At 41.7% G+C, this 13,891-nt stretch carries 9 protein-coding genes; all 9 read left to right on the forward strand.

Annotated features, from left to right (window positions below; genetic code table 11):
• Positions 1–31 precede the first annotated feature (31 nt).
• The 9 genes from rplL to tuf all read left to right on the forward strand — a co-directional run bounded on the left by rplL (position 32) and on the right by tuf (position 13,502).
• On the forward strand, positions 32–394 hold the full coding sequence (gene rplL / locus MHH33_RS01065) for a 50S ribosomal protein L7/L12 (RefSeq protein ID WP_016429872.1): 363 nt from the start codon (positions 32–34) through the stop codon (positions 392–394).
• Between the two features lie 82 nt (positions 395–476).
• Positions 477–1,082, forward strand: coding sequence for a methyltransferase (locus tag MHH33_RS01070; protein WP_342542692.1), 606 nt, complete (start codon positions 477–479; stop codon positions 1,080–1,082).
• A 235-nt stretch (positions 1,083–1,317) separates the two neighbouring features.
• Positions 1,318–4,869: a DNA-directed RNA polymerase subunit beta gene (rpoB, locus tag MHH33_RS01075; RefSeq protein ID WP_016429874.1), complete on the forward strand. Its 3,552-nt coding sequence runs from the start codon at positions 1,318–1,320 to the stop codon at positions 4,867–4,869.
• 137 nt (positions 4,870–5,006) lie between these two features.
• On the forward strand, positions 5,007–8,609 hold the full coding sequence (gene rpoC / locus MHH33_RS01080) for a DNA-directed RNA polymerase subunit beta' (protein WP_016429875.1): 3,603 nt from the start codon (positions 5,007–5,009) through the stop codon (positions 8,607–8,609).
• A 172-nt stretch (positions 8,610–8,781) separates the two neighbouring features.
• Positions 8,782–9,030 carry a ribosomal L7Ae/L30e/S12e/Gadd45 family protein gene (locus MHH33_RS01085; RefSeq protein ID WP_016429876.1) on the forward strand — a complete coding sequence of 83 codons (249 nt, stop codon included), beginning with the start codon at positions 8,782–8,784 and terminating at the stop codon, positions 9,028–9,030.
• A gap of 101 nt (positions 9,031–9,131) precedes the next feature.
• Positions 9,132–9,554, forward strand: coding sequence for a 30S ribosomal protein S12 (rpsL, locus tag MHH33_RS01090; protein ID WP_016429877.1), 423 nt, complete (start codon positions 9,132–9,134; stop codon positions 9,552–9,554).
• 42 nt (positions 9,555–9,596) lie between these two features.
• Positions 9,597–10,067, forward strand: coding sequence for a 30S ribosomal protein S7 (rpsG, locus tag MHH33_RS01095; protein ID WP_016429878.1), 471 nt, complete (start codon positions 9,597–9,599; stop codon positions 10,065–10,067).
• 51 nt (positions 10,068–10,118) lie between these two features.
• Positions 10,119–12,194, forward strand: coding sequence for an elongation factor G (gene fusA / locus MHH33_RS01100; RefSeq protein ID WP_016429879.1), 2,076 nt, complete (start codon positions 10,119–10,121; stop codon positions 12,192–12,194).
• 120 nt (positions 12,195–12,314) lie between these two features.
• Positions 12,315–13,502: an elongation factor Tu gene (gene tuf, locus MHH33_RS01105; RefSeq protein ID WP_016429880.1), complete on the forward strand. Its 1,188-nt coding sequence runs from the start codon at positions 12,315–12,317 to the stop codon at positions 13,500–13,502.
• Positions 13,503–13,891 lie beyond the last annotated feature (389 nt).

The following is a 13,891-nucleotide window of genomic DNA, read 5'->3' on the forward strand; positions in this document are numbered from 1 at the left end:
AAAAAAATATTCCTATTAGGAGGAACATACAATGAACAACACTCAAATCCTTGAAGCAATCAAAGGTATGACAGTTCTTGAATTAAACGACTTAGTAAAAGCAATCGAAGAAGAATTCGGCGTTACAGCTGCTGCACCAATGGCTATGGCTGCTGGTGGCGGTGCTGCTGCTGAAGAAGAAAAAACTGAATTTGATGTAATCCTTAACTCTGCAGGAGATCAAAAAATCAAAGTAATCAAAGTGGTTCGTGAAATCACTGGATTAGGTCTTAAAGAAGCTAAAGAAGTTGTAGATAACGCTCCTAAAGCTCTTAAAGAAGGCGTAACTAAAGAAGAATCAGAAGAAATCAAAGCTAAACTTGAAGAAGTTGGCGCTTCAGTAGAAGTTAAATAATTTCTTTTAATAAGTAATGGAAAGCTCGTCAGTTAACGGCGGGCTTTTTCTTCATTTCATCAACAGGTTGGAGGGTGCCCGAATGGCTGATCATTATTATTCAAAAAAACCTCAAACTGAAAGTAAGCCTAAGTCATGGAGTTTTACACTGCGTGGTGAGCTGTTTCATTTTGAAACGGATACGGGTGTTTTCAGTAAAAGCGAAGTAGATTTTGGGTCCCGTGTTTTAATTGATGCGTTTGTAATGCCTGCGACTGAAGGACCTGTGCTTGATGTAGGGTGTGGGTATGGACCAATTGGTTTATCCATCGCTAAAACTGAGGCAGATCGTACAATTCACATGGTGGACATCAACGAACGTGCAGTGCAACTTTCGCGTAAAAATGCGGAGGGTAACGGGGTACAAAATGTACGAATCTATGAAAGTGACGGGTTAACCGACGTTACGGAAACTGACTTTGCTGCAATATTAACAAACCCGCCGATCCGTGCTGGAAAACAAACGATTTTTCGTTTTTATTTAGATGCCTATGCGAAATTGCGTGTGGGTGGAGAGTTGTGGGTTGTCATTCAGAAGAAACAAGGAGCTCCGTCAACTTTCGATCGATTAGAAGGAATTTTCGGTCAAGTTGAAGTGATCGATAAGGTAAGAGGTTACTGGATCATTAAGGCTGAGAAAGTCAAATGATTATTGACTTGACAAAATCGCTATGATATTATAATAAAATGCAAAAATATTATTTTGCGGTCGTATGCCCTTTTGTATAAAGGTGTTTTGCGAGTGGGTATACTTACCAAGAATAAATTTAGTTAACCGAAAATGAGCTCTTATAGAACTCGTTTTCTTTTTGTCTTTTCGACATCATACACTAAATATGGTGTGCCGAAAAGTCCTAATATTGCTTTATTGAGGGGTGAATGAGTTGGCAGGTCAACTAGTTCAGTACGGACAACACCGCCAGCGCAGAAGTTTTGCGCGTATTAATGAGGTGCTGGAACTTCCGAATTTAATCGAAATTCAAACAGCATCTTATGAATGGTTCCTGGAAGAAGGTTTGCGTGAAATGTTCCGAGACATTTCTCCGATTGCAGACTTCACAGGTAATCTTTCACTGGAATTCATCGATTATACATTAGGTGAACCTAAGTATCCGGTCGATGAATCAAAAGAACGTGACGTAACTTACGCTGCACCACTTCGCGTAAAAGTACGTTTGCACAACAAAGAAACAGATGAAGTGAAAGAACAAGATGTGTTTATGGGTGATTTCCCACTCATGACAGAAACAGGTACTTTCGTCATCAACGGTGCTGAGCGCGTAATCGTATCTCAGTTAGTCCGTTCACCAAGTGTTTACTTCCATGATAAGACAGATAAAAACGGTAAAAAAGGTTTCGGTGCAACGGTTATTCCTAACCGTGGCGCATGGTTGGAATACGAAATCGATGCGAAGGACGTAGTATATGTACGTATCGATCGCACACGTAAATTACCAGTAACGGTACTTCTGCGTGCACTTGGCTTTGGTTCTGATCAAGAAATTATCGACCTTATCGGCGATAACGAATACCTTCGTAATACTTTAGAAAAAGATAACACGGAGAGCACAGATAAAGCGTTGCTTGAAATTTATGAGCGTCTTCGTCCAGGCGAGCCGCCAACAGTTGAAAGTGCGAAGAGCCTGTTGTACTCACGTTTCTTCGATCCAAAACGCTATGACTTAGCGAATGTTGGTCGTTACAAAATGAACAAAAAACTGCACATTAAAAACCGTCTATTCAACCAGACAGTAGCTGAAACGCTAGTTGATCCAGAAACTGGTGAAATTTTAGCGGAACAAGGTGCAGTGATTGACCGTCGTTTACTTGATCGTTTAATCCCACATCTTGAGAATGGAATCGGATTCCGCACAATTTCTCAAGTAGGTGGCGTATTAGAAGGCGATATCACGTTACAATCAATCAAAATTTACGCTCCAAACAATGAAGCGCAACAAGAAATTAATGTCATCAGCAATGCTTATATTGAAGATGCGATAAAAAACATCACACCTGCTGATATTATTTCTTCTGTTAGTTACTTCTTCGGCCTACTTTACAACATTGGAAACACGGATGACATTGATCATCTAGGTAACCGTCGTTTACGTTCAGTAGGGGAACTATTACAAAATCAATTCCGTATTGGTCTTTCCCGTATGGAACGTGTGGTACGTGAGCGTATGTCAATTAACGACACACAATCTATAGTGCCACAACAATTGATTAATATCCGTCCGGTTATTGCATCAATTAAAGAGTTCTTTGGTAGTTCTCAGTTGTCTCAATTCATGGATCAAACAAATCCACTTGCTGAATTGACGCACAAACGCCGTCTATCGGCATTAGGACCCGGTGGTTTAACGCGTGAACGTGCTGGTTTTGAAGTACGTGACGTTCATTACTCCCACTACGGTCGTATGTGTCCGATTGAAACGCCTGAGGGACCAAACATTGGGTTGATCAACTCACTTTCAAGTTTCGCGAAAGTGAACAAATTCGGATTTATTGAAACACCTTACCGTCGCGTAGATCCTGAGACAGGCCTTGTGACAACTCGCATCGATTATTTAACAGCAGATGAAGAAGACAACTACGTAGTAGCGCAAGCTAATGCCCGTCTTTCTGACAATGGTGAATTTGTCGACGAAGAAGTTGTTGGTCGTTTCCGCGGAGATAACACGGTATTCAAACGTTCATCAATCGATTATATGGATGTATCGCCTAAACAAGTTGTTTCTGCAGCGACAGCGTGTATCCCGTTCTTAGAGAACGATGACTCCAACCGTGCCCTTATGGGTGCGAACATGCAACGTCAAGCGGTTCCATTGTTAAATCCTGAAGCTCCTTTTGTAGGAACAGGGATGGAACATGTGAATGCGCGTGACTCGGGTGCTGCGGTCATCGCTAAGTTTGACGGAATCGTTGAACATGTAGAAGCGAAAGAAATTCGAGTTCGTCGCATTGAAGAAATCGACGGCAAAGAAGTTAAAGGCGATTTAACAAAATATAAATTACAAAAATTCATTCGTTCTAACCAAGGGACGAGTTATAACCAACGCCCAATCGTTAAAGTTGGCGATCGCGTGAAACCACTTGATATTCTTGCTGATGGTCCTTCTATGGAGCGCGGTGAGATGGCACTTGGACGTAACGTGCTTGTTGCTTTCATGACATGGGACGGTTTCAACTATGAAGATGCTGTTATCATGAGTGAACGTCTTGTAAAAGACGATGTGTACACTTCTGTGCATATCGAAGAATACGAGTCAGAATCCCGTGATACTAAGCTCGGACCTGAAGAAATCACACGTGATATTCCAAACGTGGGTGAAGAAGCGCTTCGTAACTTAGATGACCGCGGAATCATTCGTGTCGGTGCGGAAGTTCGCGACGGCGATATCTTAGTAGGTAAAGTAACACCTAAAGGGGTTACTGAGTTAACGGCTGAAGAACGTTTATTACATGCAATCTTTGGTGAAAAAGCACGTGAAGTCCGTGATACTTCTCTACGTGTACCTCATGGTGCAGGCGGAATTATCCTGGATGTTAAAGTGTTTAACCGCGAAGATGGCGACGAGCTTCCACCAGGTGTGAACCAACTCGTTCGTGCATACATCGTTCAAAAACGTAAAATCTCTGTTGGGGATAAAATGGCTGGACGTCATGGTAACAAAGGTGTTATCTCGCGTATCCTTCCAGAAGAAGACATGCCTTTCCTTCCGGACGGCACACCAGTTGATATCATGCTTAACCCTCTAGGGGTTCCATCTCGTATGAACATCGGTCAAGTATTGGAGCTTCACTTAGGTATGGCTTCCCGTACTCTTGGCATTCATATGGCTTCACCAGTATTTGATGGTGCCAATGAAGCTGACGTTTGGGATACGATGGAAGAAGCAGGTATGAACCGTGACGGTAAAACAACATTGTATGATGGTCGCTCAGGTGAGCCATTCGACAACCGCGTTTCTGTCGGGATTATGTATATGATTAAGTTAGCCCACATGGTTGACGATAAATTACATGCTCGTTCTACTGGACCTTACTCTCTTGTTACGCAACAACCGCTTGGTGGTAAAGCACAATTTGGTGGACAACGTTTCGGTGAGATGGAGGTTTGGGCACTTGAGGCATACGGTGCCGCTTACACACTTCAAGAAATCTTGACAGTGAAGTCCGATGACGTGGTAGGTCGTGTGAAAACATACGAAGCCATCGTTAAAGGTGAAAGCGTTCCAGAACCAGGTGTTCCAGAATCATTCAAAGTATTAATTAAAGAACTTCAAAGTTTAGGTATGGACGTTAAGATGATGACAATCAACGACCAAGAAATTGAATTGCGTGATTTGGATGAGGAAGACGATCTTCAACCAGCTGATGCACTCAACATCCTGCCAATGACGGACGAAGTGCCAGTCGGCTCAGCCGAATAAGGCAATATATATAAATTAGTTTTAAGAAATAAGGGCAGGCCATCATACCTGCCCGCATTTCCATTTCCATAAAAGTTATCCGCCTGAGCTAAGTGGATAAAGTCTTTAAAAGACCCAGACTAAGGGAGGTAGGCTCCTTGATAGACGTTAATAATTTTGAGTACATGAAGATTGGTTTAGCATCTCCTGACAAGATTCGTTCTTGGTCATACGGTGAAGTGAAGAAGCCTGAAACGATTAACTACCGCACACTTAAACCTGAAAAAGATGGTTTGTTCTGTGAACGCATTTTCGGACCAACAAAGGACTGGGAATGTCATTGCGGTAAGTATAAGCGTGTTCGTTATAAAGGTGTCGTTTGTGATCGTTGTGGCGTTGAAGTTACACGTTCAAAAGTGCGCCGTGAGCGCATGGGTCACATTGAATTAGCAGCTCCAGTATCACATATTTGGTATTTCAAAGGGATTCCAAGTCGTATGGGACTTATCCTGGATATGTCTCCACGTTCTTTGGAAGAAGTGATTTACTTTGCTTCTTACGTAGTTGTAGACCCAGCGAATACACCACTTGAGCGTAAACAACTATTGTCTGAGAAAGAATACCGTGCATACCGTGAAAAATACGGTACGAAATTCTATGCTGCAATGGGTGCTGAAGCGATCAAACGTCTTCTTCAAGAACTTGATCTTGAAAAAGAAACAGAAATGCTGAAGGAAGAGCTTAAAACTGCAGCTGGTCAACGACGTACGCGTGCAATTAAGCGTCTTGAAGTAGTTGAATCATTCCGTAACTCTGGGAACAAACCAGACTGGATGATTTTAGACGTACTTCCGGTAATTCCACCAGAATTACGCCCGATGGTTCAATTAGATGGTGGCCGTTTTGCCACTTCTGATTTAAATGACTTGTATCGTCGTGTTATCAACCGTAACAACCGTCTAAAACGTTTATTAGACCTTGGTGCACCTAGCATCATCGTTCAGAACGAAAAACGTATGTTACAAGAGGCTGTTGATGCGTTGATTGATAATGGTCGTCGTGGCCGTCCAGTTACTGGACCAGGTAACCGTCCATTGAAATCACTTTCACATATGTTGAAAGGGAAACAAGGTCGTTTCCGTCAAAACTTACTTGGTAAACGTGTTGACTACTCTGGTCGTTCGGTTATCGTTGTAGGTCCAAACTTGAAAATGTATCAATGTGGTCTTCCAAAAGAAATGGCGATTGAATTATTCAAGCCGTTTGTGATGAAAGAACTTGTTGAGCGTGGCTTAGCTCACAACATTAAGAGTGCAAAACGTAAAATTGAGCGTATGCATTCAGAAGTTTGGGATGTATTAGAAGACGTCATTAAGGAGCATCCGGTTTTACTAAACCGCGCACCGACGCTTCACCGTCTTGGAATTCAAGCTTTCGAACCAACTCTAGTAGAAGGTCGCGCAATTCGTCTTCACCCTCTAGTATGTACAGCTTATAACGCTGACTTCGATGGTGACCAAATGGCGGTTCACGTTCCTTTATCAGCAGAAGCGCAAGCTGAAGCTCGCTTATTGATGTTGGCTGCACAAAACATTTTGAACCCGAAAGATGGAAAACCAGTTGTTACACCATCTCAAGATATGGTATTAGGTAACTACTACCTAACACTTGAGCGTAAAGGTGCAACAGGCGAAGGTTCTACATTCTACGGTCCAAATGAAGTGTTGATTGCTTATCAAAACGGACATGCGCATTTGCATACACGTATTGCAATCGCTGCAGGTTCATTGAACAACCAAACATTCACTGAAGAACAAAACAAAATGTTGTTATTGACGACAGTGGGTAAAGTAATTTTCAATGAAATTTTACCTGAAACATTCCCGTACATTAACGAACCAACGGATTTCAACCTTCAAGTTGAAACACCGTCTAAATACTTTGTTCCAACAACTACTGATGTGCGTACACACATTGATGAAATGGAACTTGTGTCACCATTCAAGAAGAAAATTCTTGGAAACATCATCGCTGAAGTATTCAAACGTTTCCATATTACTGAAACGTCGAAAATGCTTGACCGTATGAAGAATCTTGGTTTCAAATACTCAACTAAAGCTGGTATTACAATCGGTATCTCAGATATCGTGGTACTTCCAGACAAAGGTAAAGTATTAGAAGAAGCTCAAGACAAAGTAGATAAAGTTCTGAAGCAATTCCGTCGTGGATTAATTACAGAAGAAGAGCGCTATGATCGTGTTATTTCTTACTGGAGTGCTGCGAAGGACGTTATTCAGGAAAAACTAATGAAATCATTAGACAACTTGAACCCAATCTTCATGATGAGTGACTCTGGAGCGCGTGGTAACGCATCCAACTTTACTCAACTTGCAGGTATGCGTGGTTTGATGGCCAATCCGGCCGGTCGTATTATCGAGCTTCCGATTAAATCATCATTCCGTGAAGGTTTAACGGTACTTGAATACTTCATCTCTACGCATGGTGCTCGTAAAGGTCTTGCGGATACAGCTCTTAAAACGGCTGACTCAGGTTACTTAACACGTCGTTTGGTTGACGTTGCTCAAGATGTTATTGTTCGTGAAGATGATTGCGGAACGGACCGTGGCTTATTGATCGGCGCATTAATGGACGGAACAGAGGTAATCGAAGGGTTCGACGAGCGTATTGTCGGTCGTCATACACGTAAAACTATTTTCCATCCAGAAACGAAAAAAGTTATTCTGGAGAAAGATGCTTTGATTACTGAAGACGTAGCTCGCGTTATTTTGGATGCTGGATTCGAAGAATTAACTATTCGTTCTGCTTTCACATGTAACACGAAACACGGCGTATGTAAAAAATGTTACGGAATCAACTTGGCAACTGGTGAAAACGTTGAGGTTGGAGAAGCAGTTGGTATCATTGCTGCCCAATCAATCGGTGAGCCAGGTACTCAGTTAACGATGCGTACGTTCCATACAGGTGGGGTAGCTGGAGACGATATTACACAAGGTCTTCCGCGTATCCAGGAGATTTTCGAATCTCGTAATCCTAAAGGTCAAGCGGTCATTACTGAAATTACAGGTGTTATCTCTGCAATTGATGAAATCCGTGAAGGTCAAAAAGAAATTACAGTTCAAGGTGATGTTGAAACACGTAAATACCTAGCTCCTTATAATGGTCGTTTGAAAGTTCAACTGAATGATGCCATTAAACGCGGTGAAGTATTGACTGAAGGTTCGATTGATCCGAAAGAATTGTTGAAAGTTAAAGACGTTTCAACTGTACAAGAGTACTTGTTGAAAGAAGTTCAAAAAGTATACCGTATGCAAGGGGTAGAAATCGGAGACAAACATATCGAAGTAATGGTTCGCCAAATGCTTCGTAAAGTGCGCGTCATCGAGGCGGGTGAAACGGAACTGTTACCAGGTTCGTTACTCGACATTCACCAATTTGCGGATGCGAATAAAGAGGCAGTGTTAAATGGTAAACTACCTGCAACATGTCGCCCAGTTATTCTCGGTATTACAAAAGCTTCACTTGAAACAGAATCGTTCTTATCAGCTGCATCATTCCAAGAAACTACGCGTGTGTTAACAGACGCGGCGATCAAAGGAAAACGCGACGAATTGCTTGGCCTGAAAGAAAATGTTATTATCGGTAAACTCGTTCCGGCGGGTACTGGTATGCAACGTTACCGTCAGATCAAGATTGTTGATGAGAAGAAAAACGAAGCTGCAGTAGCAGTGAGCGCAGAATAATTTCATCCTGTTCCGGGGGTTTGTATAAGCGGCCCCCCGGAATTTTAATGACAACCGATAAGTGTTGCGGTCTTTCCGCTTTTCTTGTGAAATGGGTTGACAGAAAAAATAATGGATGATAATATATTTAAGGTTGATAGTTGAAGGTCTGGGTCTTTGGAGGATATGCTAAATGTCTTATGAAAAAGTAAATCAGGCGATGAAAACCGTCATCGGTACTAAGCAAACAGTAAAAGCAATCCATGGTGGCCATGTAGTAGAAATTCTCGTGGCTCGTGATGCAGACAACCGGATCACCCAACCAGCTATTCTATTAGCGGAAGAAAAAGGTGTGAAGATTGACTTTGTAGAGTCTAAAATAGAACTCGGTAAAGCCTGCGGACTTCAAGTGGGTGCAGCAGTTGTTGCAATTACTGTGTAACAGTTTTTGTGTATGAAAACACAAAGACTTTGTTTTTTACCCAAAAATGAACCACCTGGATGTGTGGTATTACAACGATAACAAGAAGGGAGGAATAATCGATGCCTACAATTAACCAATTGGTACGTAAGCCTCGTAAATCCAAAACAGTCAAATCTGGCTCACCAGCATTGAACAAAGGGTATAACAGCTCTAAAAAAACGTTAACAAACGTTAGTTCACCGCAAAAACGTGGGGTTTGTACTCGTGTTGGTACAATGACACCAAAAAAACCAAACTCAGCGCTTCGTAAATATGCGCGTGTACGTTTAACTAACCTAATTGAGGTTACTGCGTACATCCCGGGTGAAGGTCATAACCTTCAAGAACATAGTGTTGTTCTAATCCGTGGAGGACGAGTTAAAGATTTACCGGGTGTTCGTTACCATATCGTACGTGGTGCTCTTGATACTGCCGGTGTAAACGGTCGTATGCAAAGCCGCTCACTATACGGTACTAAACGCCCTAAAGTTAAAAAAAGCTAATTAAAAATAAAACTATAGATCTCATCGAAAGGAGGAAAACACATGCCTCGTAAAGGTCCTGTTTCCAAACGTGACGTGTTACCAGATCCAATTTATAATTCAAAACTTGTAACTCGTTTAATCAATAAAATGATGGTAGATGGTAAAAGAGGTACTTCTCAAAAAATTCTTTATGGAGCGTTTGAACTTGTTCAAGAACGTTCAGGTAAAGATCCTTTGGAAGTATTTGATGCAGCATTAGCTAACATCATGCCAGTACTTGAAGTTAAAGCTCGCCGTGTTGGTGGTTCTAACTATCAGGTGCCAATCGAAGTTCGTCCAGAACGCCGTTCTACATTAGGTCTTCGCTACCTAGTTAACTATTCTCGTCTTCGTGGGGAGAAAACTATGGAAGAGCGTTTAGCTAATGAAATTCTTGACGCTTCTAACAACACAGGTGCTTCTGTGAAGAAACGTGAAGATATGCACAAAATGGCGGAAGCGAACAAAGCATTCGCTCATTACCGCTGGTAGGATTTTTCATCCACTAATCATTCTAATTTGAGATGGAAGGAGAAATACAAAATGGCTAGAGAATTCTCCTTAGAGAATACACGTAACATCGGTATCATGGCCCATATTGATGCTGGTAAAACAACTACTACAGAGCGTATTCTTTATTACACTGGTAAAATCCATAAAATTGGTGAAACGCACGAAGGTGCATCACAAATGGACTGGATGGAGCAAGAGCAAGAGCGTGGAATCACGATCACTTCTGCTGCAACAACAGCTGCATGGAAAGGCCACCGCGTAAACATCATCGATACTCCAGGTCACGTAGACTTCACTGTTGAAGTTGAACGTTCACTTCGCGTACTTGATGGTGCTGTAACGGTTCTTGATGCACAATCTGGTGTTGAACCACAAACTGAAACAGTATGGCGCCAAGCTACAACATACGGCGTACCACGTATTGTTTTCATTAACAAAATGGATAAATTGGGTGCAGACTTCTTGTATTCTGTAGGAACTCTACACGAGCGTCTTCAAGCGAACGCGCATCCAGTACAACTTCCAATTGGTACAGAAGAAGATTTCAGTGCAATTATCGACCTTATTGAAATGAATGCTACTTTCTACGGTAACGAAGATGGTACTGCAATTACAGAAGGCGAAATTCCTGAATCACATAAAGCTCAAGCTGCAGAATATCGTGAGAAATTAATCGAAGCGGTAGCTAGCGTTGACGAAAATCTTATGGAGAAATACCTAGAAGGTGAAGAAATCTCAAATGCAGAGTTGAAAGCGGCTATCCGTAAAGCAACAATCGCAGTTGAATTCTACCCAGTTATTTGTGGTTCAGCATTCAAACACAAAGGTGTTCGAAAAATGCTTGACGCAGTAGTTGATTATCTTCCAGCTCCAACAGACGTACCAGCAATAAAAGGTATCTTACCTGATTCTGATGAAGAAGTTGTTCGTGAATCTAACGACTCACAACCATTCTCTGCATTAGCATTCAAAGTAATGACTGACCCTTATGTTGGTAAATTAACATTCTTCCGTGTGTACTCTGGTGTTCTTGAATCAGGTTCATACGTACAAAACTCTACAAAAGGTAAACGTGAGCGCGTAGGTCGTATCTTACAAATGCACGCGAATAGCCGTGAAGAGATTTCTAAAGTTTTTTCTGGTGATATCGCTGCTGCTGTTGGTCTTAAAGACACTACAACAGGTGATACTCTATGTGACGAGAAAAACCAAGTTATTCTTGAATCAATGGAATTCCCAGAGCCAGTTATCTCTTTATCTGTAGAACCGAAGTCAAAAGCTGACCAAGATAAAATGGGTCAAGCTTTACAAAAACTTCAAGAAGAAGATCCTACTTTCCGTGCTCATACTGACACAGAAACTGGACAAACAATCATCTCTGGTATGGGTGAACTTCACCTTGATATCTTAGTTGACCGTATGCGCCGTGAATTTAAAGTAGAAGCTAACGTTGGTGCTCCAATGGTATCTTACCGTGAGACATTCCGTGAGTCTGCTCAAGTTGAAGGTAAATTCGTTCGTCAATCAGGTGGTCGTGGTCAATTCGGACACGTTTGGATTGAATTCTCTCCAAACGAAGAAGGAAAAGGCTTTGAATTCGTAAATGGCGTTGTCGGTGGTGTTGTACCACGTGAATACATCCCAGCTGTTGAAGCAGGTCTTCGTGACTCTTTAAACAATGGTGTACTAGCTGGATATCCACTTATCGACATTAAGGCTCGTCTATTTGATGGTTCTTACCATGATGTCGATTCAAATGAAATGGCGTTCAAAATTGCTGCATCTATGGCATTGAAAAACGCAATTTCAAAATGTAAACCAGTTCTTCTTGAGCCAATGATGAAAGTGGAAGTAGTAATTCCTGAAGAATACTTAGGAGATATTATGGGTAACATCACTTCTCGCCGTGGTCGCGTAGAAGGTATGGACGCTCGTGGTAATTCACAAGTTGTTCGTTCAATGGTTCCACTTGCAGAAATGTTTGGTTATGCGACAACACTTCGTTCTGCAACTCAAGGTCGTGGAGTATTCTCTATGACTTTCGATCACTACGAAGAAGTACCAAAATCAATTTCAGAAGAAATTATCAAAAAAAATAAAGGTTAATCATTGAAGTTTGATTTTTAATCTTGTATAACTATTTTGTAAGCTATGAATGGTGATGGATCTAGACCATCATCATTCATAACAAAAACTAATCATATAATTTTGAGGAGGACATCCCTAATGGCAAAAGCTAAATTCGATCGTTCTAAAACACATGCTAACATTGGTACAATCGGTCACGTTGACCATGGTAAAACAACTTTAACAGCTGCAATCGCAACAGTTCTTGCAAAACGTTCTGGTGGTACTGCAATGAGCTATGCACAAATCGATAACGCTCCTGAAGAAAAAGAGCGCGGAATCACAATCAACACTTCTCACGTTGAGTATGAAACTGCAGCTCGTCACTATGCACACGTTGACTGCCCAGGACATGCCGATTATGTTAAAAACATGATCACTGGTGCTGCACAAATGGACGGCGGGATCCTAGTAGTATCTGCTGCTGACGGCCCAATGCCACAAACTCGTGAGCACATCCTTCTTTCACGTCAAGTTGGTGTTCCTTACCTAGTAGTCTTCATGAACAAATGTGACATGGTAGACGACGAAGAGTTACTTGAATTAGTAGAAATGGAAGTTCGTGATCTTCTTTCTGAATATGACTTCCCTGGCGACGACATTCCAGTAATCAAAGGTTCTGCTCTTAAAGCTCTTGAAGGTGAAGAATCTTGGGAAGAGAAAATCGTTGAATTAATGGACGCTGTTGACTCTTATATCCCAACTCCAGAACGTCAAACTGACAAACCATTCATGATGCCTGTTGAGGATGTATTCTCAATCACAGGTCGTGGTACAGTTGCTACTGGTCGTGTTGAGCGTGGACAAGTTAAAGTTGGAGACGTTGTTGACATCATCGGTATCGTTGAAGAGCCGAAATCAACTACAGTAACTGGCGTTGAAATGTTCCGTAAACTTCTTGACTATGCAGAAGCTGGTGACAACATCGGTGCTCTTCTTCGTGGAGTAGCTCGTGAAGATATCCAACGTGGACAAGTATTGGCTAAACCAGGTTCAATCACTCCACATACTGAATTCAAAGCAGAAGTTTATGTTTTATCAAAAGAAGAAGGTGGACGTCACACTCCATTCTTCACTAACTACCGTCCTCAGTTCTACTTCCGTACAACTGACGTAACTGGTATCTGTAACTTACCTGAAGGCGTTGAAATGGTTATGCCTGGAGACAACATCGAAATGACTGTTGCTCTTATCGCTCCAATCGCGCTTGAAGAAGGTACTAAGTTCTCTATCCGTGAGGGTGGACGTACTGTTGGTGCTGGCGTAGTTGCTACTATCACTAAATAATTTAACCTTTTCATAAACCTTGCCGGGACGCTGGCAAGGTTTTTTTCTGTTTAAGCAATGTTAATTAAAGATGTTGATCTTGAATAAGGAAAAAAGTGCATTTGCACCTTAGATGGTACAAGCGAAATGTATGATAAATAGCTATCGTTCAACAAGCTCATAATAAAAGAGGGAATGCTTCTCCCTTTCAGCGGACGAAGCAAGTGTAGCGATGCAGAAACAGAAGCAGTGCTTTTTCATAGATTCACTAAAGCGCAAACACTGAATTTAGCTATTTCTATAGAAAGCTAATTAACTAAGGTAATAAATAATTAATAAAGAACGAAAGTCTGCATTGCGACTAGCTATCCGCAAGAGTGTGAAGTGTGAGTCTCACGTGCACGCCGAAT

The organism is Paenisporosarcina sp. FSL H8-0542 (assembly GCF_038632915.1).
Taxonomy (GTDB): Bacteria; Bacillota; Bacilli; order Bacillales_A; family Planococcaceae; genus Paenisporosarcina.